The organism is Emcibacter sp. (genome assembly GCF_048269205.1).
In the GTDB taxonomy this organism is placed as follows: Bacteria; Pseudomonadota; Alphaproteobacteria; order Sphingomonadales; family Emcibacteraceae; genus Emcibacter.
The window spans coordinates 1,832,471-1,854,820 of the sequence record NZ_JBLXJC010000001.1 but is presented as its reverse complement, the minus strand read 5'-3'; the positions used below and the strand labels follow the sequence as shown (position 1 = coordinate 1,854,820).

The 22,350-nt window shown below is 52.9% G+C and carries 17 protein-coding genes; 10 read left to right on the top strand and 7 right to left on the bottom strand.

All coding sequences use genetic code 11. The annotated features are described in order from the left end of the window. Positions 1-8: 8 nt before the first annotated feature. The 5 genes from ACN0YD_RS08500 to ACN0YD_RS08480 all read right to left on the bottom strand — a co-directional run bounded on the left by ACN0YD_RS08500 (position 9) and on the right by ACN0YD_RS08480 (position 6,760). The gene (locus ACN0YD_RS08500) at positions 9-1,166 is read right to left on the bottom strand and encodes an alpha/beta hydrolase family protein (RefSeq protein ID WP_417318724.1); all 1,158 of its coding nucleotides are present in this window, start codon (positions 1,164-1,166) and stop codon (positions 9-11) included. A gap of 1 nt (position 1,167) precedes the next feature. Next, positions 1,168-2,070 (bottom strand): VOC family protein, encoded by a 903-nt coding sequence (locus ACN0YD_RS08495; RefSeq protein WP_417318723.1) that lies wholly within the window; start codon positions 2,068-2,070, stop codon positions 1,168-1,170. A 62-nt stretch (positions 2,071-2,132) separates the two neighbouring features. Next, complete coding sequence (locus ACN0YD_RS08490; protein WP_417318721.1) at positions 2,133-3,248, bottom strand: FAD-dependent oxidoreductase; 1,116 nt, start codon at positions 3,246-3,248, stop codon at positions 2,133-2,135. A gap of 3 nt (positions 3,249-3,251) precedes the next feature. Beyond that, the gene (locus tag ACN0YD_RS08485; RefSeq protein ID WP_417318719.1) at positions 3,252-4,244 is read right to left on the bottom strand and encodes an MBL fold metallo-hydrolase; all 993 of its coding nucleotides are present in this window, start codon (positions 4,242-4,244) and stop codon (positions 3,252-3,254) included. 11 nt (positions 4,245-4,255) lie between these two features. Continuing rightward, positions 4,256-6,760 carry a TonB-dependent receptor gene (locus tag ACN0YD_RS08480; protein WP_417318717.1) on the bottom strand — a complete coding sequence of 835 codons (2,505 nt, stop codon included), beginning with the start codon at positions 6,758-6,760 and terminating at the stop codon, positions 4,256-4,258. Between the two features lie 144 nt (positions 6,761-6,904). Between ACN0YD_RS08480 and ACN0YD_RS08475 the strand changes: the two genes are divergently transcribed. After that, positions 6,905-7,804 carry a LysR family transcriptional regulator gene (locus ACN0YD_RS08475; protein WP_417318715.1) on the top strand — a complete coding sequence of 300 codons (900 nt, stop codon included), beginning with the start codon at positions 6,905-6,907 and terminating at the stop codon, positions 7,802-7,804. A 228-nt stretch (positions 7,805-8,032) separates the two neighbouring features. Here the strand turns inward: ACN0YD_RS08475 and ACN0YD_RS08470 are convergent, their stop codons facing one another. Beyond that, positions 8,033-9,001: a hypothetical protein gene (locus ACN0YD_RS08470; RefSeq protein ID WP_417318713.1), complete on the bottom strand. Its 969-nt coding sequence runs from the start codon at positions 8,999-9,001 to the stop codon at positions 8,033-8,035. A 208-nt stretch (positions 9,002-9,209) separates the two neighbouring features. Here ACN0YD_RS08470 and ACN0YD_RS08465 point away from each other — a divergent pair, with 208 nt between their 5' ends. Continuing rightward, a complete protein-coding gene (locus tag ACN0YD_RS08465; RefSeq protein WP_417318711.1) occupies positions 9,210-11,903 on the top strand; it encodes a TonB-dependent receptor plug domain-containing protein in 2,694 nt (897 codons plus the stop codon). A gap of 47 nt (positions 11,904-11,950) precedes the next feature. Here the strand turns inward: ACN0YD_RS08465 and ACN0YD_RS08460 are convergent, their stop codons facing one another. Then, a complete protein-coding gene (locus tag ACN0YD_RS08460) occupies positions 11,951-12,640 on the bottom strand; it encodes a GntR family transcriptional regulator (protein WP_417318709.1) in 690 nt (229 codons plus the stop codon). A 52-nt stretch (positions 12,641-12,692) separates the two neighbouring features. Between ACN0YD_RS08460 and ACN0YD_RS08455 the strand changes: the two genes are divergently transcribed. From ACN0YD_RS08455 to ACN0YD_RS08420, 8 genes are read left to right on the top strand one after another with little or no spacing between them, the layout of a single operon-like run. After that, positions 12,693-13,832: a CapA family protein gene (locus ACN0YD_RS08455; protein WP_417318707.1), complete on the top strand. Its 1,140-nt coding sequence runs from the start codon at positions 12,693-12,695 to the stop codon at positions 13,830-13,832. Beyond that, positions 13,829-14,311 (top strand): TRAP transporter small permease, encoded by a 483-nt coding sequence (locus ACN0YD_RS08450; RefSeq protein WP_417318705.1) that lies wholly within the window; start codon positions 13,829-13,831, stop codon positions 14,309-14,311. The genes ACN0YD_RS08455 and ACN0YD_RS08450 overlap by 4 nt, the downstream gene beginning before the upstream one ends. Further along, positions 14,290-15,618: a TRAP transporter large permease gene (locus ACN0YD_RS08445; RefSeq protein ID WP_417318703.1), complete on the top strand. Its 1,329-nt coding sequence runs from the start codon at positions 14,290-14,292 to the stop codon at positions 15,616-15,618. The genes ACN0YD_RS08450 and ACN0YD_RS08445 overlap by 22 nt, the downstream gene beginning before the upstream one ends. Before the next feature lie 3 nt (positions 15,619-15,621). Then, the gene (locus ACN0YD_RS08440) at positions 15,622-16,671 is read left to right on the top strand and encodes a 2-hydroxyacyl-CoA dehydratase (protein WP_417318700.1); all 1,050 of its coding nucleotides are present in this window, start codon (positions 15,622-15,624) and stop codon (positions 16,669-16,671) included. Next, positions 16,668-18,797, top strand: a complete 2,130-nt coding sequence (locus tag ACN0YD_RS08435; protein WP_417318698.1) for a CoA transferase — start codon at positions 16,668-16,670, stop codon at positions 18,795-18,797. The genes ACN0YD_RS08440 and ACN0YD_RS08435 overlap by 4 nt, the downstream gene beginning before the upstream one ends. Further along, a complete protein-coding gene (locus ACN0YD_RS08430; RefSeq protein WP_417318696.1) occupies positions 18,794-20,080 on the top strand; it encodes a 2-hydroxyacyl-CoA dehydratase subunit D in 1,287 nt (428 codons plus the stop codon). Before ACN0YD_RS08435 ends, ACN0YD_RS08430 begins: the two co-directional genes overlap by 4 nt. Then, positions 20,077-21,111 carry a TRAP transporter substrate-binding protein DctP gene (gene dctP, locus ACN0YD_RS08425; protein ID WP_417318694.1) on the top strand — a complete coding sequence of 345 codons (1,035 nt, stop codon included), beginning with the start codon at positions 20,077-20,079 and terminating at the stop codon, positions 21,109-21,111. The genes ACN0YD_RS08430 and dctP overlap by 4 nt, the downstream gene beginning before the upstream one ends. Then, positions 21,108-22,304, top strand: coding sequence for a CaiB/BaiF CoA transferase family protein (locus ACN0YD_RS08420; RefSeq protein WP_417318692.1), 1,197 nt, complete (start codon positions 21,108-21,110; stop codon positions 22,302-22,304). The genes dctP and ACN0YD_RS08420 overlap by 4 nt, the downstream gene beginning before the upstream one ends. The last annotated feature ends 46 nt before the right edge of the window (positions 22,305-22,350 follow it).

Below are 22,350 nucleotides of genomic sequence, written 5' to 3'. Positions count from 1 at the left end.
CCCCCAAATTACGACGTATGGCCACCCAGGGTTTCAGCAAACCAGTCCGCGATATAGTGACGACCGAACGACATATTGTCGGCACCCACATGTTCAACCCCGCCCTCCCGTGCCGTGAAGATTTTGAGTTCACGCCGGGGGGAATTGGTTAGTTGATCGAAACTCTGGTAGGCATAGTCAAGGGAGATTTGCCGGTCTTTTTCGCCATGGGTCACGAGAAAGGGAACCTTGATGCGGTCCATGACGCCATTTAAATGCATGTCGGCGCTTTTCCGGTGAAATTCCTCCATATCCTTTGCCCCGAAGGCCCACATGACATGTGCCCAATAGTGGGGGACAGGATTTTCGCCTTCGCTTTTAAGTCGCTTTTGCTGAACCTCGGCCCAGTTGTGATTGGCGCCCCAGACGGCGCCGGACGCAAAGCGGGGTTCATAGGCCACGGCGCGTGGGGCAAAATGGCCGCCAAGGCTGATACCGGTCATGCCGAGCCGCTTTTGGTCCACATCCGGCTGTGTTTCCAGCCAGTCAACGGCCTTTGAGGCCCAGTTTTCGCTGTGAGGGTCGACCGGAAGATTCTGCAGGCGCAAAGCCTCGCCGCTTCCAGGCTGGTCAACACTGAGAGTGGAGATACCGCGACGGGCAAGGGCTTCGGGCAGGCGGGACCAGTAGAGCAATTCCTTGCAGCTGTCCAATCCATTGCAATAGATGACAACCGGCTTTGGACCGCCACCCGGTGCCCGTGTAAAGAGGGCTGGCATATGACCCGTAGCCAGGGGAATTTCGATCCGCTCCCGGTTGAGATGCCCCAGCCGGGTGGAGGTGTCGAAGGCCTCTCTGGCCCGGGCATAGGTTTCCCTGCGTCCCGGGTGACTGTGTCCCTGCATGCGTTCGGCCACAAACATATAAAGGGAGGCGCGCTCCAGCTTCGCCGAAGCGGAAATATTGCGGCCGGCGGCTTCATCCTCTGCCGCAAGCTCCAGCAGGTTTTCGGCGGTTGAAACCCATTGTTTCATAAACTCGGGTGTGCCGGCGTCAGCACCGCTGTCTGCGGCATCCTTGATCGGCTGGCACATATCGATGATTTCGCCAATCTGGGCACCGCTCTCCATGGCGATGGAAACGGACAGGTTCCAGATATAGTTGGGGAAGAATTCGAAAAGCGCCATCTTATTTCTCCGCGGTTTTAAACAGACATGGGTCTGCCTTGGGTTTTGGCATGGTTTGCGGGCCGCCGGTGCCGATCCCCCACTGATCCATAATCGTGCGGGACGGCTCATGCACTATGGCTTCATGAGTATCAAAATCGACTTCCTCCAGCTCCGCCGTATATTCGACGGCAAAACCGTTGGGCGTTGTGAAATAACTGAAGGTGTTGTTGCCTGCAGTATGACGTCCCGGGCCCCATTTCACGTCGTTGCCGTGCTCTTTCTGACGGCTTATCCCGCGCATCATGTCATCGACACTAAGCATGTCATAGGCAACATGATTCAGGCAGGCAGGTCCGGGCAGCAGGGCGATGCGGTGATGAGCGGAATTGCAGCGCAGAAAACACATGAAATCGCCGAGCCAGTCGGAAACACGGAAACCCAAAACGTCGGTAAAAAATTTGACGAGCCCCTGGTGATCCGGCGAATGAAGCACGATATGGCTGATTTTCACCGGCAGACCTTCCCAGCGTTCCAGCGGGCGGCTGTCGAGTTTTTCCACGTCGCTTGAAATTTCGAAGGGCAGGCCGTCGCTGGAAAAGAAACGAAATCCATATCCGCCGCCGGGTGTTTCCAGGTTACGGGGGGCATGTATGATTTTGCATCCCGCGTTGCTCACCTTGTCGTACAGGGCGTCCACATCGGCGCTGCTGTCTGTGGCCAGGGCGATGACTTCAATGTGATTGACTTCTGCCTTGCGCAGTTGCACAACATGATGTTCGTGATGGCCGTGGGTTTTGAAGCAGGCGATATTCTTTTCCGCGTAGACTTCCTTAAGACCCCATTGATCTGTGTAGAATTTTCTCTCTGTTTCGAAGTCTTCCACGCCATATCCTACATAACGAATTTCTGTAACTCTGTTCATAAAATAGTCTCTCTCATAAATAAGGCCCGATCTTCCTGACGGGATTATATTTTTCCGGATCGTCAGATTGGTTGTGCGGTTACTTCAAACATTTCTCGGGTGGCCTTGTAATTATCCATCAGGGGCCCCTTGCCCAACTGGCCGTAGCAGATGGCCAGGCTCGCGCGGACGATATAGGCGCACCGTTCGAAACGGCGTGCCCTGTAGGCGCTCAAGGCATTCTCAATCGAGTCATGTTTGTCAAGTTCATCAGCCAGGACAATGGAGTCTTCAATGGCCATGCCGGCACCCTGTCCCAGATGCGGGGTCGTGGCATGGACGGCGTCGCCAAGCAGCACGACCCGGCCGCTGTGCCAGGGCCCCTCCACCAACATGCCCTCCAGCGGCCGATATACGACGCTGTCATCATCGGTAATCTGTTCGGCAAGTTCTTTGATTGCCGGGGCACAGCTGGATAATTTGCCGCGCATGGCGGATGCCAGTCCTTCCCGGGGGTAGCGGGGATTTCCCGGTTCCGGTGTGGTGATAAACATATACATCAGATCACGGCTGATCGGGACCAGCCCGGCCCCGGTCGGACCATTGTAGACCTGCAATGCATCAAGCCCGTCAGGACGTGGAAAATTATAACGCCAGACCGACTGTCCGGTGAACTGCGGTGTTTCCGCCCGGGGCAGCACCATGGTGCGGGTTTGGGAATAAACGCCATCCGCCCCGATCACCAGATCGAATTTTTCCTCATCTCCGCTTGAGAAATGTACCCTGCAGCCGTCTGAACCGTTTTCAATGGCGTCTGCCGTTACACCAAGGCGCACCTGGGCCCCCGAGGCGATGGCCCGGTCACCCAGAAGTTTATGCAGGGCCGGCCGGCCGATGCCAAGATTGGCCGGACAGCCTTCGACCAGGGAAGGGGCGGGAACCCGGGCCACCTGTGTCCCGTCCGGGGCGAATATTTCGACAAAGTCAAATCCTACGCCGGCCTCCACATAATCCCGTAGCAGGCCAAGCTGTTCCATGGCCCTGATAGCGTTGGATTGTTGGATGATGCCGACACCGTAGACAGACCAGTTCGGGTCTTTCTCGATAACGGTGATGTCGAAGCCTTTGTTCCGAAGGGCAATCGCCGAAGTAAGGCCGCCAATTCCGCCGCCAATTACGAGTATTTTAAGAGACTGCATATCTTAGAATTCCTCCAGATCGTCAGCGATGATTGCGGGGCCGCGATAGTGACGGGCAATTTCGCCAAGATAGCGGAGCAGGTCAGCACCGGTTGCTCCCGCGGCTCCTAAATGTGTGATGACGACAGACTTAACACCCGAGCGGGCAGCCAATTCTCCGACATCTTCAGGGGTCAGGTGATGAGCTTTCAGGTGCTGCATGACGCTTTTGATGATAGCGGGGTCGGGATTGCGACTGTTTTTTCGGATGATATCCACGGTGCGCTGAATATCCATCATCTCCGACACCAGCATATCAGCCCCCTTTGCAAGCTCTTCGACAGACTTGCTGGGGCCGGTATCGCCGGTATAGACGATGGACCGGTCCGGCATGTCGAAGCGGTAGGAGAGGGATTTATAGCGACGGTCCATTTCGCTACCTGCCGGAAAACTGTAATGACTGTTTTGACGAGCTGTCACCGTCATCCCATCAATCTGGATGGACCCATGATCAGTGAATTCATGGACCACAATCAACTCTGCAGGATTCGTAAAGGACCTTCCGGGAATGCCATATCCCGCCGAGATGGCGGGCGCCATGGACGCAATGAGGCCGTTCACCAGTTCCCTGGTTCCCGGTGGCCCATAAATTACAATTTTTGCGGACACGTCTGTCTGAAAGCGCAGTCCCAATACCGCCGCCAGGCCGCTGGTATGGTCGAAATGCAGATGGCTCAGAAAGACCGCCTTGACCTGTGCCAGGCGAACACCGCTTTTTGCCAGTTGTTCAACCGTGCCGTCTCCTGTGTCAATTAGATAGGCGTTCTGTCCATATACCAGCAGGTTGGAAGGCTGGGAACGATGCGGGTCGGGCACAGGCCCTGCCATGGTCCCCAGTGTAATAAACCTGGATTCCAGTGGTTTGTCTTCCTGCGGACCTGTAGCGGCATTGGCGCTACAGGTGATCACAAGGGGCAGGAAAGCCGTAAGAATTTTTGACGAAATTCGAAAAGTCATTTTCTCTATACTCAGAAGTTCAGTTTGCCACGCAGGCCGTAAGTGCGGGGAGGTTGATAGGCAGAAGATACGATGTTGCCTGCGCCAACCTGATGAGTTGTCGGGATGTCTTCATCTGTCAGGTTTTGAACGAAGGCTGTCACCGACCAGGCGCCTTCTTCCGGCATAAAGGTCAGTGAGGCATCCATTGTAATATCGCTTCCACTATTGCCGTTTGGCAGGTAGTTGAAGCCGACGACCCGATCACCGCGGTAACGACCGTCAAAGGTTCCGATCAGTTCGTATCCGCCAAGGTGCACCGTTTGCTGAATACCAAGGTTGATCGTCCAGTCTGGGGAATTCAGGGCTTCCTTGCCGGAACAATCAATAATGAAACTCCGGGTCGGCGCCATGACCTGGGTGGCGTCACATCCGGTAACAGGTGTCAGGAAGTTTGGCGGATCCGTTTCATCTGACAGGTCGACCTGATCATAGACAAAGGAGTCATATTTGGCGTCCAGATACTGTACGGCACCTTTCAACAGGGTATTTTCCGCGATCAGGAACTGGAAATCGATGTCAACGCCCTTGATGGTCGATTTGCCCACATTACGGGTATAGAAGTTGTTATTTCCTTCCGTATCGACGCCCAGAGCTGCAAGCTGCTGCCCATCGTATTTCCAATAGAAAAGTTCGAGGTTCAATTCCAGGCGATCGTCAAAGAACCGGTTTTTGGACCCGATTGTGTAGGCGTCAATGAATTCCGGTTCGTAGTTTTCGCGTCCGATGGTGACGTTAAAACCTCCGGCTCGAAAACCCGTTTCAAAGCTGGCATAAAGCAGGCTGTCCGGCGTTATGTCATACTCAATCGCCGCACGATAGGTGAAGTGATCGTCACTAGCTGATTGCTGGATGGTATAGGGGGTAACGATCAGCAACGCACCCGGGGCGCCGTCAATAAAGGGACCATAAGGGTAGACGCCAGCAATGGGATTACCGTCAAATGGTGTGGCGAAGGGCAGGAACAGGGAAGGGTCCAGTCCGTTGATCGTATCCTCCAGGGTCAGGCCGACAGGAAGTGTCGGGACCTGTGGGCAGGCCGGCGGACGGCCGACCGGGTCTTCCAGACAGACCGCAGCTGTCGCAGATGCTGTCGCATCAATGGAACGGCTTTCGTCAGTATAACGAATTCCCCCAACCAGTCTCAACTCATCCGTCATATTATATGTTGCCCTGGCGAAGACAGCGAAGGACTCCGTATTGGACTTGAACGTGTTGTGTGTAATGGTCGAGAACTGGTTGTAGGAATTCACGCCTTCAACGCTTTCATCGAAATAATAGGCGCCGAGAATCCATTCAATAGGCCCAATGTCGCCGGAAAGGCGTGTTTCCAGGCTGTACTGTTTGGCGCTATCTTCATTGATAGCCCCTTTGAATGGTGCACCGTTGAACTGGTTATCCAGATCCGATTTCCTGAAGGCGGGAATGATGACCAGATCAGCCCACTCCATATGGAAATTCATTTCTGCATTGATCCCAAAATAGGAATCATCACGGTAAGGATAGGCGAAATCATTCAATGGTGAGAAAAGGGGGGCCGCGACGGCATTTTCTTCGATGAAGGCCAGGGTCTCCGGCGTGTGCAGACCTGTGAAGGCTCCTGAGACGCTATCGGGGGCTGGGATAAAGGGATGGTTCGGGACCGGCAGGTCGGGGGAGAAAGGCGCAAAGCCGTAGACGCCATGGATATTCATGCCGGGCCCGGTGCCTTTCTGTGTCGAATAATCGGCGGACAGCCGGACATCCACACTGTCACTCAGCTCTGCAAGGATTTGGCCCCGCAATGCCAGGTCATCCGCTGAACTTGTACCGTCGTCGAAGTAACCATCATGTTCGTTCTTGGCCGCGGAAACGCGGACAGCCATCCGATCGGATACAGAAAGGTTGGCGATACCTGAAATTTCATAGGCGTTATAATTACCGTAACTGGCGCTCACCTGGCCGCTGTTTTCGCCAAGCCGTGGTTTTACCGGAATCACGTTAATGGCGCCACCGGTGGCGTTTCGACCGTAAAGGGTACCCTGAGGACCTTTAAGGACCTCGACACGTTCAATGTCAAGGAAGGACGCGACAGTCGAGGAAGGACGCCCGATATAGACACCATCAATGTTGAAGGCGACGGCTGGGTTGGTATAACCGTTGTTGGTGAAGTTGCCGACGCCGCGTACAAAATAACCAGCCGTAGCACCGCCGCTGGCCGAGACATAAAGTGACGGGGCGATTTTGTTCAGTGTGGTCGCGTTGGTGACTCCGACCCGTTCCAGGGCTTCGCCTGTCGCGGCATTGATCGGTATGGCAGCATCCTGTAGACTTTCCGAGGTGCGCTGAGCCGTGACAACGATCTCTTCCAGGCTGAAGACTGAAGAAGTTTCCTGTCCGGTTTTATCGGCGGAATTGTCTAGCGTATCCTGTGCCCAGGCGGCATGACTTGTGAGAGCAAGCACCATTGCACTGCTCAATATTGATGATTGTTGCATTATTTACTCCCTGATTTTGATTGGCCTGTCCCTTTATGATCGGTTTTTTAGTCCGTCATCATTTTGTTGTTTTGACATTGGCACAACTTGATAAATTATGATAATTAATTAATATTGTGATTATTCATAAATGAAATTAATGATATGCGCCTCGACAATTTTGACCTGAACCTGCTGGTTGCCTTTAATGTGCTGCTTGAAGAACGCAATGTGACAAGGGCGGCAGAGCGCCTTAACGTGACACAATCTGCCATGAGCGCGGCCCTTCGGCGATTGCGCGAGGCCCTTCAGGATGAAATTCTGGTTCAGCACGGGAAAAAGATGATCCCGACATCTCATGCACTTGAACTGGCGCCTGAAATCTCGGCAACCATCGTTCAACTCCGCAATGTAATTTCCGCAGGTACCGGGTTTGACCCTAAAGCGTCACAAAGGCTTTTCAGAATAGCGGCCTCGGATTACATAACGACGGTGTTAATCGTACCCTTGTTAAAGATTCTTAGGGAAGAAGCTCCGGGTATCAAGGTCGACCTTTCCCTGCCTCGACCGGAAGCTACAGAAATGTTCATTGATGGTGAGCTGGATCTGTTCTTAACTCCAGAGGAGTTCCTTACCGATGAACATCCGCGTGAACTCGTCTTTGAGGAACGTCATGTGGTTGTTGGCTGGTCGGAAAATCCTGTAATGAAACATCCAATGACCCAGGAGGCCTTTTTTTCCAGCGGACATGTGGCGGTGTTAATTTCCGGCGGAGAGACCTATGTGGAGCGTGCTCTCAGGGACCGGGGACTTCGCCGTTCGGTGGAGGTGACTGCCCCTTCTTTCATTCAGGTGCCATGGCTATTGACCGGGACCATGCGGCTTGCACTGATGCATGAAAGACTTGCCCGACTTATGGCGCCGGCTCTGTCTCTCACAATCGCGGAAACGCCTTTCGAATTGCCTGTCATGCGGGAGATGATGCAGTTCCATACCGCGCGAAAAAAAGATGCCGGATTGCAGTGGTTGTGCCATAAACTGAAGACCCTCGCCCAGAGCAATTAATTTTTCATGGAACATCACGCACCGAGGCTGAAATATTCAGAGTATAAGTTGGAGCTACATTCTGCGCCCAGCAACCAACTTAAAACGCCACATCCGTCACAGGGTCGTCCTGTTTTAGAATTTTAAGGGTTAGATCCCCTATAAAAGTCTGTAATATGCTTTGAATGAAGTTTTTGCCGTTTCGGGAGTAATTTCAGGCGACCAAAAGTTACCTGAATAGCATTTATCTCACTCTCGATTTTGTTGGCCGTTTACCTGCTCCATATTATTAATGTTAAATTCCCATGGGACAGCGATACAGATCTGACAGCCTTTTTTCAGGAATTTTTTACTGGTCCATTCGGGATACTGGAATTTCCAGTCCATCCATTCGACAACCAACTTGGCGGCGGCGCCGCCGTTTTCCTGCCAGAAGGTGCCTAGGTGCCCCACATTCAGATTGGCGACAATAGCCGGGATATGCTGCAGTCGTCTAAAATCATCCATGCCGTTAGGGTAGGCGATATCGGTTGGACCTCCCAGAATATACAGGACGGGTGCATGGAGATCGGCAAGCTTGTCTTTGCTGACCCTGAAGCTTCTAATATTGCCGGTTTCGTCGTTGTAGATACCGCTGTTCATAATAACGGTTGCTGTGACGCGTGGGTCAGAAGAGGCGAGGATGGCCTGCAGTCCACCACAGCTCCAGCCTGAAACAGTAACTCTCCTTGTGTCGAGTTTATGGTAGAGATCACTATCCGGAGTATTATTGGACGTAAACAGCAAATCCATCGCGTTTGATAGATCCTGCCATTTGGTTTCGGGAGGCGGATATTGCTGGTTTTCATCCTTTTCCGGCGCGACTGGCCGGGAACGTGCGGATGCTCCGGGGCCACTGTGAATCCCGCCGGGTGCTATGGCGACATAACCGTGGGACGCGATTTCCAGAAGATGGAGACGCGCCATGGCGCCGTCCGCAATGCAGGCGCCATTTCCAAATATGTAAATCCCCAGGGAACGATCAGGGAGTGATTTATATTTTTCAGGTAGATAAAGGGTAAAGCCTGGAAAGGACGGCAAGGTTGTTTTAAATGCCGGGAAGGGGCCGGTTCCCAGCGTGTCCGGCAGGCTCTCATAGATTTTTTTTAACTCCTCCCGGCTTGGCGAGTCCTGGCCGGATGCATATTGATGCGGGACGAAAAACAAACTGATCAACAACAGTATTACCGGGCTGACCGGGTGATGATCCTGCATGATGTGCCTCCTTCTGTATTTTTTTATACAGCAACTGTGCGTTTACATTCATGCCTCTATTATATCGTCAAATAAATTGTTGACAATATGATTATCAATATGGTTTATAAGGTTTTACGAGGCCTATTTTGGGAGAGTTAGGCGAACAGTATAAAATAATGGGAGGTCAACAGTGAAACTCATATCAGGAATAGGGACTTTTAAACTTGTTTGCATGGTGGGCACCAGTCTGACTGCGCTTGCAGTGCCATCCTACGGTCAGGAACAGAATCAGGAAGAGGCTGCAGAAATAGTGCAGTTTGAAGAGATTGTGGTTACCGGCACCAGGGTTCGTGGCGTGGCGCCGGTGGGGTCGCAGGTGACAACTCTTGGCCGGGAGGAAATGGAGCTTTCCGGTGCCGTAACCGTGGATAAGATGCTCAAGGAGTTGCCACAGGTTTACAATCTGGGCGTTAGCGAATCTTCTCGCGGCCAGTCGGGGGGTAACGGGAACATTGTCTTTGGCAACAGTGTGAACCTGCGCGGTATCGGGCCTTATGCGACGCTGGTTTTGATTGACGGCCATCGTGTCGTCAACAACAGTCGTTCCATTGACCCCTCTGTATTGCCGACGCTTGGTATTGAGCGGATCGAAGTGGTGGCGGACGGTGCATCGGCTATTTATGGCTCTGATGCGGTTGCGGGCGTCGTCAATATTATCCCACGTCGTCAGCTTGACGGCTTCGAAGTGCTTGGCCGCTACGGCATGTCCGATGATGGAGATTTCGACGAATATCAGCTGGGCGCTGCCTTCGGAAAGGTATGGGACGGCGGTCAGTTCATGATTGCCTACGAACATGTTTATCGTTCCAACCTGAGTGGCGACGACCGGGATTTCTTCACTTCCGATCAGACGGCTTCCGGCGGTAACGACTATCGCGTCAATCGTTGCAGCCCGGGCAACATCATAGCTGATGGGGTTTCCTATGCGATCCCTGGAAGCGGGGTCACGCAAGCAACGGCTGGCGAACTTGTTGCCGGCACGAGCAATCTTTGTGACAGCAACATCGGACAGGACCTGATCCCTGAACAGGAATACGATTCTTTCAATGCAACATTCACCCATGAGATCAATGATACAATCGCTATTTTTGCCGATGGCTTTTTCAGTAAACGTGATTTTGTCCGCAAATCTCCCTATGGCACTGCAACGCTGACTATTCCCGAAACCAATGCTTTCTTTGTGCGTCCGGTCGGCTTTGCCGGGGACAGTTATACAGTCGCCTATAGCTTCAAGGATGATCTGCCGAGCGATGATGCGTCCGGTTATGCCAAAAACTGGCAGATTACACCGGGTTTGCGCATCAGCTTGCCCCATGACTGGCGATTTGAAGGGGCTGTATCATACGGCGAGAACAGGGATTTATCTTCCCAAGTTAACGGTCTTCAGAGAAATCTCACGAGCTATCTGGCGAGCAGTGATCCGAATGTGGCATTCGATCCCTATGGTCTGGGACGAACTTCTGCGGCGACCTTGGCGGAGATGGCGAACCAGATATTTATCGCGCCGACGACCATGGATTTTATTGGATATGAGGCCAATCTGGATGGTGTCTTGTTCAGCCTGCCCGGGGGGGATGTAAATCTCGCACTTGGATATGAAGGCCAGGAAATGGATGTGGGGCTGGGGCTTGCCCGGGGTAATCCGGATACAGAGGTTAGCTTCCGTGATTTTACGCGACGGGTTGATTCACTCTACGCGGAAATGGTTATTCCTCTGTTTGGGGAGGGGAATGCCCGGGACGGTCTGAAAGAACTGACAGTTAATATGGCTGTACGCCACGACAGTTATGACGATGTGGGCAAGACGACCAATCCCAAATTTGGCATCAACTGGATGCCTGTGGACGGTCTGAAAGTCAGGGCAAGCTATGGCACATCTTTCCGTGCGCCGCTTATTTCCCAGGTTTACGGGAACAGCAATGCGTTGTTCGGCCAGAATTACCAGAACCCGGACGGCGGTACGCCGATTCTTGGTTTTGCCCAATCCGGTCCAAATCTGGATCTTGGTCCTGAAACCGCCACCACTTGGTCAGTTGGTGCTGATTGGGATGTAAATGACAATTTCAATATCAGTCTGACCTATTTTGATGTGGAATATGAAAACCAGGTGGAAACCTACCTGGCCGACCTGGCGATTTTGACCCGTGAAGACCAGTTTGCCGGTTCGGGAATTATCCTGCGCGGTGATGAAGCTGCCGCTCGGGTGATCGACTTGCTTAATCAGGGCGTTCCGCTGGCGCGCGGGGCCTTCCCGGGAGGGGATCCCGCAAATGTCGAGCTTTATGTTGACGGCCGGAACAATAATCTGGGCCGGTCAATCACCAGAGGGATTGATTTTAATGCCTCTTATGCGTTGCCTACGGAAAATTCGGGAACGTTTCTGTTCAATCTGAGCGGTACATACCTGACCACCTACAAGGTGGCGATCAATTCAACAGCTGATCTTGTAGATTTCCGCAACACCATTTTTCAACCCCTGACCTTCAAGGCTCGGGCAAGCATTCTGTGGGAGATGGAAGATTACAGTGCGCGAATTCTTGCCAACTATGTCGGCGGTTATGACAATACGGCCGTCACACCGACGGAAGATGTTGACGCTTATACGCCAATTGACCTGACCTTTGTCTGGCATCCACAGGATGGAGGTTTTCTGGGTAAAGCGGGTGAGGGGCTATCTGTCACCTTCGAGGTACAGAACGTCTTCGACGAAGACCCACCCTATGTGAATCTGGCGCCTAGCGTTAATGGTAGCGGTGGCTATGATGCCACGACAACAAACCCGGTCGGGCGGCTGTTTGCCATATCGGCGCGTAAAAAATTCTAAGTTTGGTCGATAGGCTATTCTGGTCGGGCGCAGGTTTATGCGCCCGATCAGCTTCTGTAGAATCTGGCATCAATCTCTGAAATTGACTCGAGACCTTGACTGATATGATCACGCATCGCTTTTTCCGCATCATCTGCACGACCTTCGGTGATCGCCGCTGTGATGACCTGATGGTCGTTGTTGGCGTCGATGATGCGCTTGGAACTGTAAAATGTGGAAAACAGCAGGCGATAAATCGGAATCGCCAAACGATCCAGGAACTGGCGGATGTAATCGTTTCCGGCACCTTCGATGATCAGGTTGTGCCACGCGTTATTGAGGCGGGCAAAATGGTCGTGGTCTCCACTATCCACCCATTTGTTCAGTTCGGCTTGAAGTTCGGAAAGGTCTTTTTTCTGATCCGGTGTTCCCTTTGTGGCGAACTCCGCAGCGGCCAGTCCTTCCAGCGCCATACGCGTGCGATAAATCTGCCTGATTTCATCGATGCTCAATTGCTTTACAGAGGCGCCGCGGAATTCTTCAATAATAATAAGGCCTTCTGCCTCCAGGCGTTGAAAAGCCTCACGCACCTTGCTTCGTGGTATGTTAAGCGTTTTGATAATATCGGCTTCTACCAGCCTTTGGCCAGGCACAAACTGGCCAATCTTGATACGGTCGCGAATCCAGTCTGTAACTTCCTTGGCACTGGTTGGTGCGGAAGATTCCGTCTTATTCTTTGCGGTTTGTTTTTGTGTCATACACAGAACAGCCTTTATTGTAAAATCAGTAGGTTATAAGGAATTTTCTCGCATGATTGACTATTTTGTCAACCATTCAAAGAAAGATAAAGCAACTTCGCTGGTTTTTACAGGCGATATGGTTCTGGATGTGGAAGATTCAGCCCATTGGCTGTCTGGAATTGCGGATGCTTTGGCGGTTTCCGATCTTAACATCGTCCATATCGAGGTTCCTCATACCGCATGCAGCGAGGAAATGGAAGGTGATATTCCCGCGCCTGGGGCCGATCCCGAAAATCTCAATCCCTTGTCTGCTTTGGGAAAGACCGTTGCTACCCTTGCCGGAAACCATATAGCAGATTGCGGGATGCAGGGGATAATGGATACCCGCAGCAAGCTTGCGGATCTGGGAATATTGTCTACAGGTGCAGGTCGGGATATCGGGCAGGCCCGCGAACCCGTAACAATTGAGGTCGATGGACGCCGGATTGCTGTCATTGCCTACAATTGTGTGGGGCCGGAATTGAGCTGGGCCGGAAAGAACAAGGCCGGGTGTGCCTACCTGCCGATGAGCACTCTCAGCGGAGAACCTGTTTCACCCACTGTTGAGCTTTCAGCTGTATCAGAGGAAGCGCTTTCCATATTGCGGGAAGATATCGGGCAGGTACGCAGAAAAGCTGACCTGGTGATCGTCGCTCTGCACAAGGGGATCGTTCATACACCGGCTGTGCTTGCGGCCTACGAACGTCCGGTAGCTCATGCTGCGGTAGAGGCCGGCGCCGATATTGTGATTGGTCACCATGCCCATATCGTCAGGGGCATCGAATTCCATAACGGAAAGCCTGTTTTTCACGGCCTCGGAAACGGTTGTGTCGTGACCCGGGCTTTAAGCCCCAATGCCACCCATCCGAAACGGGCTGAATGGGCGCGGCGCCGGAAGGAATTGTTCGGTTTTGAACCCGATCCCCGATATGAACTGGCCCCTTTTCATCCCGAAGCTGTGAATGCTTTTCTGGGATGTGTGGTCTGGCATCGGGACGGACGTCTAGAGACAGGGATCATACCACTGTATGTGGAGCCGCCGGGGCGCCCGGTTATTGCCAATCGGGAAATGTCCGAAAGGATCTGCGCTTATCTGAAGGATATTACGGTAAGGGCCGGTTTGCCAATGATCAATCTGGAGTATCGGGAAGGAGTGGTGTTTATATCATGACCGGGAAAACGGAAAACACCGGACACAGAATTCTGGACTTCATACTCTTGTATTTCGGGGGAAGTGCCTTGCTTGGCGCAGCGTTTGTGGAAGCAATTTCAGTGGTGTGCCGGCACCTTGGTCTCGGCTTTCACGGGGCCATTGAAATTGTACAGGTTCTTGTGCTTATTTCCGGAGCATCGGCTTTGGTGATCGCAACACGGGCCGGAAAGCATGCGGTGGTCAAGCTGATCCTGCAACATCTTGACGCAGATAGAAGAGCCTTTTTGGTAGCGATCTGGATGGTCATTTCAGCTTTGCTTTTTATCATTCTGGCTGTCGGCAATGTGTGGCTCATCATGGATATGTGGAATGCCTATGAGGAGAGCGAGGTATTGAATATTCCCTATCTCCCGTTCCGCATATTCTCCGTTATCTGTCTATTATTGGTTACTGGTTCATTTTTGGAAGAGGCGATATGCTGTGGGAGGAAGTCATGATCGGCGTGTCACCTGAAATCGGACTTGCAGGAATTCTCTTTCTCTTTGGTTTGTTGGTTGCGGGGATGCCCATTGGCATAGCCCTTGCGGTTGTCGGCTTTGGTGGATCAGTCCTTGTTCTCGGCCTTGAGCCTGCCGTAATCAAATCGGCGATCATCCTGTTTGAGACATTGTCCAGATATGAACTCGGCACACTGCCTTTGTTTTTGCTGGTGGCTCATTTGGTATTTTCCTCCAATGCAAGTAAAGATATCTTTGATGCGGCGGCGGCATTTATGGGCCATCGTCGTGGCGGTCTGGCGGCGGCTTCGGTCGGCGGTTGCGCTGGTTTTAGTGCCATTAACGGGTCCAGCCTGGCGACCGTCGCGACGATTGGGCTGGTCGCCCTGCCGGAAATGCGCAAACGCGGCTATTCGGACCAACTGGCAACGGGAGCCATTGCCGCAGGTGGTACGCTTGGCCCCATGATTCCTCCATCAGGTGCGTTGATTGTATTCGGTATTGTTGCAGAACAGTCCATTGGCACTCTGTTTACGGCAGCTATTATCCCGGGCCTGACCCAGATGTTATTCTATTTCCTTGTGATATGGCTAATTGCCATTTTCCGGCCGGAGATGGCGCCGGCCAGCGAACGTATTAGCTGGCCGGATCGATGGGTTGCCCTTAGAAAGGTTATCGATATTCTGCTTCTGGTAGTCGTGATGATCAGTGGAATTGTCGTGGGCTGGTTTACCCCCACCGAAGCTGCCTCAGTGGGTGTGATGGGGGCCTTGCTCATCAGCGCAATGCGTCGACGTCTGACATGGCACAATCTTTCTGACGCTCTGTTGCAGACCCTGAGAACCAGCGGCATGATTTACCTGATCGTTATCGGCGCCCTGATCTTCGCCGTATTTATCAGTGTCACAGGATTTGCGGATGCGATTGCACAATTGGTCGGTGAACTGAGCGTCTCGAATTTCATGAAAATGGTGTTGATTGCGGTGATCCTTCTCCTGCTGGGCTCTGTACTGGATGGACTGGCATTGATGCTGCTGACGACGCCTATCCTGCTGCCTGTGGTTCGGGACATGGGATACTCTCCCATCTGGTTTGGAATATTCCTTGTACGGGCGATCGAGATCGGCTTCATCCATCCACCGATCGGCATGAATCTCTACATCATACAAGGGATTGCGAAAAACATAACTCTGGGAAAGGTCTTCAGGGGCGTGTTGCCGTTCCTGGCCTCAGATCTGGTGCACTTGCTGCTGATTATTTCGTTCCCGGCAATTGCCCTCTGGTTACCTCATATTCTGGGAAGTTAGGTTATGACGAGCAAGTTTATAAAAGATATTCTTTCTGATCCTTTGGAGGCGGTGCGAAGAACACGCCACCCCATCGGGTATTTGGGCTTGGATATTCCGCTGGATATTCTTTTGGCCTATCAGGGGGGTGTCGTTCATCTGCCGTGGACACCGGATATGGTGACACCGTTTGCGGACAACTGGCTTGAGAGTGGTTTTGCACCCTGGACAAGATCCATTCTGGAAGCCTGGCACAGAGGTGAATTTGATTTTCTGGAGCGGGTGATTTTCTCCCGCGGGTCCGACAATATACAGCGGTTGTATTATTACATTTGTGAACTTCAGTCCCGTGGTGTGCTGGCCGGGCCGACGGCTGAAATTTTTGATGTGGCAAAGATCCAGCGGCCTACAAGTCTGGCCCGGAATGCTGAAGCTGTTGAAAAACTATGTGCCGTACTGAAAATTGACCGCGAGGCGTTGGCAGGGGGAATTAAAAAGGCAAATGTAATACGCCGAAAACTGGCGGATAAACTGGAGCATCGCAGCGGTGCAGGTGCTTCCTGGGAGCAACTTTCCCGTGCCCTGCTTTTTGCCGATCCTCAAGATGTCCTGGAGCATTTCGAGGTTGACGAGAAAATAGGTGGAAGACGGTTGATTTTGGCGGGGTCCGTTCCCCCAGACGACCGGATTCATCAAATTATTGACCGGTCCGGCTGGACGGTGATTGATGAATTTCATGATGGTTCTCTTCATCATTATGGCCCTGCGGTTACAGTGGCAGAGGAGGGGGAAATTACTGCATTGGCAAAACATATTCACCAGAGTTCCCATGGCCCGCGGTCCTTCAGCAACCTCTCCGACCGGTTGCTGCGGCGCGTTGATGAACAAAAGCCGGAAGCGGTGATCCTCTGGATGATAGAGGAAGATGAAACACTTGTCTGGGAATTGCCCAAGCAGGTTGCAGCACTGGAAAAAGCAGGAATACCCTATCTTGCTCTCACCCGCCGTAATTGGTTGTTCAATGACAGCGCCGGGGATGAAATTCGGCGGTTCCTGGAGGGAGTGAAGAAGTGACATTTCTCAAAGATCAATTAGTTATTGCACTTGGTGATATGGCAGAACGCCCACTCGCGCGGTTCATGGCATCTCTGGGGGCGGCAATTTCAACGGATGTGGAGCAGGTTGGGCAGGCCTCTTTCCTGATAGAGAATCTTGGATTGCCCCGCCTGGAACAACTGGGGCTCAGTCGCGCGACCCTGAAGAAGGAAAACCCCCGACTTATCCACGTATCCGTCACAGCATTTGGAAGCTTTGGTGACCGGGCGCAATGGCAAGGCGGAGAACTGGTCTCATCTGCTATGGGCGGCACATTGATTCTGACGGGCAACCCGGACCGTCGACCAGTGAAGGAAGCATTGAATGCCTGTGAATTTCATGCGGAAATGGTGGCCGCTTCCGGCGCAATGGCCGCTTACTATTCCCGCAAGCTTAATGGCACCGGACAGCATGTGGATGTATCTGTCCAGGAGGTGGCTTTCAATCGCAATGTTAATGGTACGCTCGCCTGGCGGTTTGATAAACGCAAACTGGGACGAGCAGGCGGCGCATTAAATTACGGCAAGGCTACTGTAAAATGTATCTGGAAGCTGTCTGATGGATGGTGCTTCCATTCACTGATGACAGGACGGTTCGGCGCCCCCGCCAACCAGGCGCTATCAGACTGGATGGATGAGACCGGGATGGAAAACCCGATGAAGGGCACCGACTGGCTGGCGTATAATCGCTCTACCCTTGATCCAGATATAAGGGCCAGCTGGGAAGCGGCTATTGCTGATTTTTTTGCCGGACGGACGAAGGAAGACATTCTGACGGAAGGCCGCAGACGGGGGATCAATGCCTGCGTCGTCGCGGAACCCGGTGATGTCCTGGCGGACCCGCATCTGGATGCCCGCGATTTCTGGGCCAGGGATGGGGACGGTGACCGTATGCCTGGCCGGTTTGTCCGCATTGTGGAAGGACAGGAGGCTGCACCTGTCGAACAACGACGAGGCGATCGAAAGGGACCACTGTCCGGTTTGCGGGTGCTCGATTTTTCTTGGGCGCTGGTCGGTTCAATCACGACAAAAACACTTGCTGACCTGGGGGCGGAAGTGATCAAGGTGGAAAGCCGGGGGCGTCCCTGCATGTCGCGGCTTGATGTCCAGGTCTCTGTTTCCGAAGCTGGAAACTTTAATGACAAGCCCTGGTTTGCACATCTGAATACGTCAAAGAAAAGTCTGGCGCTGGATCTCAAGAAGCCGGAATCCCGGGAGGTTCTGACCCCGCTCATCGAATGGGCGGATATGGTTGTGGAGAATTTCTCTCCCGGAACCATGGCCAAACTGGGGCTGTCCTTCGAGGATCTTGAGAAGATACATCCCGGCATTGTAATGGTATCCGGCAGCGTTTACGGCCAGACAGGACCGCTGGCGCAGGAATGGGGGGTGGACGGCACAGGCGGGGCTCTTTCCTCGCGCACTTATTTGACAGGCTGGCCAGACAGGGATCCGGTGATCCCCGGGGCTGTGCCCTACGGCGATGTGATTGTTCCCTTCGTGATGGCGGCAGCGGGGATCGCAGCGATTGATTATCGGCAGAAAACAGGAATATCCGTTCATATCGATGCCTCCATGTATGAAATTTGTGTCCAGCAAATGCGGGACGCGATCAAGCTCTCCCAAAGCAACCTGGCGCCTCATCGGAGGGGGAATTCGGATCCAGGAATGTATTTTCAGGATGTTTTTCCAGCTTCCGGTGCGGATCGCTGGGTTGCACTTTCTTTGAAGAGTGAGGAAGACGAGCGGCGTCTGATAGAGATCACTGGCGGGCAGGATATCGACGATTGGACCCGTAGCCAGGATGCCGTATCGATTATGGAAAAACTTCAGGAAGCGGGAATCAGTTGCGGTGTAGTGCAGGACATCGAAGATATCTGTGAGCATGACCGGTGTCTGATGCAGCGTGGCGCCTTGGTGAACATCGAACACAAGCACCTGGGCCAATTTGGCCACATGCGTACACCGGTGAGCTTTTCCGCAGAAGAAATTCAGCCCTTCCGCGCACCGGACATCGGAGAACACAGTCTGGAGGTTGCCAGTGATCTAGCCGGCCTGAGTGAAGAAAGAATTGAGCAACTTGCAGCTTTGGAGGTTTTTAAATGAGCACCCTGAAATCACAGCGAAGTCGCAAGGATCTGGAGTGTACCTCCCTCGCAACAGCCTATCAGCGTCAATTCGTAGGAGAACTGAAGCAGCGTGTGGTTGAAAATGGGGAACCGTTTGTGGTAGCTCAGGCAGACACGCCCCATGAAATCTTTCACGCCATGGACATTCCGCTGGTCACAAACCAGTGGTGGTCGGCTTATATTTCCGCGAAGCAGCTTTCGGAACGTTATTTTCGGGTAATGGAAGAAAAGGGCTATCCCGGGAACAGCTGTAAATATTGCTCCCTGGGCCTGGCCTGCACGCTGGCGAACGATCCAGAGACGGCTCCTTGGGGAGGATTGCCCGCGCCCACCGTTCTGGTAGCCCGCCTGACATGTGACTGTGTGCAACATGTCTTTTCTCAATGGGCCGAAGCTCTGGGCACCGACTTTTTTCCGCTGGAGGCGCCTGCCTGGGAAAGCAAGGACGGCCAGTGGTTTAAGCGATCCAACACGGATTGGGAAAATGTTTACCAAGAGGACCGTATCAAACTGCTTGTGGACGAAATGCATGATCTGATCGTTCTGCTGGAAAAGAAAACCAACCGCAGGTTCGAGATGGAAAAGCTGAAGACTTTGATGGTGCGGATTAATGAGCAGGAAACTTATATTGCGGACGCAGCAAGGTTGATCGGAGAGGCGCGGCCCTGTCCGGTCTCCATTGCTGACCAGATGCCCAATACCATGATTCCACAGTGGCACCGCGGCTCAGACTGGGCCGTTAGTCATGCAAAACGCTTTCGTGATGAAGTCGCAGAACGAGTGCGGCAGGGCATTGGCGTTTCAAGCAACGAAAAAATACGCCTGATGTGGATCGGCGCAGGGGTATGGCATGATCCGGGTTTCTATCAGGCGCTCGAGGAGAAGCTTGGTGCGGTCTTTGTCTGGTCCATGTATATGCCCTTCGCCGGCCCCCAGTATATTCGTGATCTGAAGGGCCGGCCCATGGAGGCCCTGGCAAGCCGGATTTGTTCCATGAATGAAGTGCTTCACTTGCCGCCCTGGATGAACGGTTGGATGACCGCCGAAGCAGAGCGCTGCGGTATTGATGCGGCTGTTATTCTGCTGCCGCCGGAAAACCGGCTGTCCCAGTCCGGTACTCTGATAACCAAGTTTGCCCTGGAGGAGGCTGGCTTGCCGGTATTGGGCATCAATGGAGACATGGTTGATGCGAAGAGCTGGGACCACGACCGGATGGTCGGTCTGGTTGCGGATTTCCTCGAAAGTGAAGGGGTGAAATGAGATATATTCTGTGTCTGATATTGTTCCTTCTTGCGGGCTGCGATGGCCGGGAAAACGTAGATAGTAGAATTTTGCGCTTTGCCTCGCCCTATAGTCCGTCTCATCCTTTCAGCAAAGCCGACCTTCGGTGGATGAAGTTCATTGAGGAAGAATCCAGCGGGAAAATTCGCATAGACGCTTTCTGGTCCGGATCTCTGCTTTCATCAGATCATTCCATGGAAGAAATCCGTCATGGCGTGGCGGATATCGGACTGATCACGCCGATCTATGCAAAGGGCGGGGCGCATTTGCTGCGCATACAGGCCGGTTTTTACAGCGGCGTGACCAGCATGGACAATCAGACGAAACTCTACAGATGTATGGAGAAAAGCAGCGTTCAGTTTGACCGGGAACTGCAAGGGCTCAAAGTCCTGGCGGTGCAGGGAGGAAACTTGCCAGCCCTGATCACCCGCGATGTTGCAGTGAAGAACCTTGAAGATCTCAAGGGATTGCGCCTTCGGGTTCCGACAGAACTTTTGGAGGTGTTTCTCGAGCTTGGGGCAGATCCGGTCTCTATGCCTATGGGGGAAGTTTATTCTGCGCTTGCAAAGGGCGTGATCGACGGGGTGGCTGCGCCGGGTGATACTTTCAAGTCACTTCATTTTTCCGAGGTCGCGGGACATTTTACACAAGTGGAAATTCCACGGGGGGGGTATCCGTCACGGGCCATGAGCAGGGCCTTGTGGGACAGTCTGCATGAACGGGAGCAGGCTCTGTTCGAGCAGAGCATTTCGGTTTGGGAGCAGGCCCTGCAAGAAGAAATTTCAGCATCTCTGCAAGCCGGTTTGGAAACGGCCCTCGAGAAGGGTGTCGAATTCCACATAATATCGGCGGAGGATCAGAAAACCTTTGACGAGGTCTATCTGAAAATTGCCCGAAAAAATGCCGCGTCCCTGAACAAATATAATATCGATGGATTGCGGGTTTTTAACGTGGCCAGAGAAAGCGTCGTACCGGGTAATAGAATATCATGTAAAGGAACAGGTAAATGACTCAGCCGCTCAAAGGTATAAAAGTAGCCGACTTCAGTCATGTTATGGCGGGGCCCTATGCCTCTCATCTTTTGACCCTTCTTGGCGCGGATGTGATCAAGATCGAAGAGCCGACCAGAGGCGATGCAATGAGATATTATGGCAATGACCGCCGCTATGACGGTTGTGCTCCGGCCTTTATCGGAGTGAATGCCGGGAAAAAGTCGATCGCGCTCAATTTGAAGGATCCGCAGAGCCTGGCCGCGGCAAAGAAGATCATTGAAACGTCTGACGTTGTTTTGGAAAATTTCCGTCCGGGTGTCATGGCGAAACTTGGCCTGGGTTATGAACAGGTCAGGGAGATTAAAGAGGATATTGTATATTGCTCCGTCAGTGGATATGGGCAATCCGGCCCCCGGCGAGACTGGCCTGCCATCGATAATATCGTGCAGGCTACAAGCGGTATGATGACCCTTGGAGGCATGCTGGGCGATCCGCCGGCACGTATCGGTTTTCCGGTTGTGGATACGTTAACCGGCCAGACAGCGGCCTTGGCTATTCTTGCAGCGCTGCTCAGGCGGGAACGCGAAGGTGTCGGTGACTATATAGATGTAGCCATGTTCGATGCTAGCCTGGCCTTTATGACCTCTGCAATAGTCCCGTATCTGGTCACTGACACGCCCTTGGAGCGAACCGGAAACACCGGTTACAGCGGGCAGCCGACTTCGGCATTGTTCAGGGCGAAAGATAATCGGGAAATTTCTCTCGGTGTTGTACAGCAGCATCAGTTCGAGATTTTGTCTAGTCTTCTTGATAGGCCGGACTGGCTCGAAGATGAGCGTTTTGCCGACCCGAATGCCAGATGGGAAAATTCCGATGCGATGCAATCGGAGCTTGGCCGGGAGTTTGTGAAAAAGGACGCCGAGGAATGGGAGCGTCTGATGAGCGAGGCAGGGATCCCGTGCGGAATGGTCAGGACAGTGAGTGAGGCCGTTGATCTGGATTTACCGGAAGAACGAAAAATCAAGCTGGGACTCCATATTGAGGGCCTTGCTGAAAAAGAGAATGTGGAAATTGTCAATGCCGGGTTTTGTATGAAGAATGGCGGCCCGGAAGTAAAAGATGCACCGCCCAGACTGGGAGAAAACGGAGCGGATATACTTCGGGCGCTGGGTTATCCTGAAGAGGAAATCAGTCAAATTCTGAGAAAATAGGGAAAGGCGGGGAGGCCGAAAATGTTAGCTTCTAGGCGGTGGTTCT

Bases quoted from the DNA above. Each gene is read 5' to 3' on its own strand.
- ACN0YD_RS08500 (WP_417318724.1), bottom strand. From the start codon at position 1,166: ATGGCGCTTTTCGAATTCTTCCCCAACTATATCTGGAACCTGTCCGTT.
- ACN0YD_RS08495 (WP_417318723.1), bottom strand. From the start codon at position 2,070: ATGAACAGAGTTACAGAAATTCGTTATGTAGGATATGGCGTGGAAGAC.
- ACN0YD_RS08490 (WP_417318721.1), bottom strand. From the start codon at position 3,248: ATGCAGTCTCTTAAAATACTCGTAATTGGCGGCGGAATTGGCGGCCTT.
- ACN0YD_RS08485 (WP_417318719.1), bottom strand. From the start codon at position 4,244: ATGACTTTTCGAATTTCGTCAAAAATTCTTACGGCTTTCCTGCCCCTT.
- ACN0YD_RS08480 (WP_417318717.1), bottom strand. From the start codon at position 6,760: ATGCAACAATCATCAATATTGAGCAGTGCAATGGTGCTTGCTCTCACA.
- ACN0YD_RS08475 (WP_417318715.1), top strand. From the start codon at position 6,905: ATGCGCCTCGACAATTTTGACCTGAACCTGCTGGTTGCCTTTAATGTG.
- ACN0YD_RS08460 (WP_417318709.1), bottom strand. From the start codon at position 12,640: ATGACACAAAAACAAACCGCAAAGAATAAGACGGAATCTTCCGCACCA.
- ACN0YD_RS08455 (WP_417318707.1), top strand. From the start codon at position 12,693: ATGATTGACTATTTTGTCAACCATTCAAAGAAAGATAAAGCAACTTCG.
- ACN0YD_RS08450 (WP_417318705.1), top strand. From the start codon at position 13,829: ATGACCGGGAAAACGGAAAACACCGGACACAGAATTCTGGACTTCATA.
- ACN0YD_RS08445 (WP_417318703.1), top strand. From the start codon at position 14,290: ATGCTGTGGGAGGAAGTCATGATCGGCGTGTCACCTGAAATCGGACTT.
- ACN0YD_RS08440 (WP_417318700.1), top strand. From the start codon at position 15,622: ATGACGAGCAAGTTTATAAAAGATATTCTTTCTGATCCTTTGGAGGCG.
- ACN0YD_RS08430 (WP_417318696.1), top strand. From the start codon at position 18,794: ATGAGCACCCTGAAATCACAGCGAAGTCGCAAGGATCTGGAGTGTACC.
- dctP (WP_417318694.1), top strand. From the start codon at position 20,077: ATGAGATATATTCTGTGTCTGATATTGTTCCTTCTTGCGGGCTGCGAT.
- ACN0YD_RS08420 (WP_417318692.1), top strand. From the start codon at position 21,108: ATGACTCAGCCGCTCAAAGGTATAAAAGTAGCCGACTTCAGTCATGTT.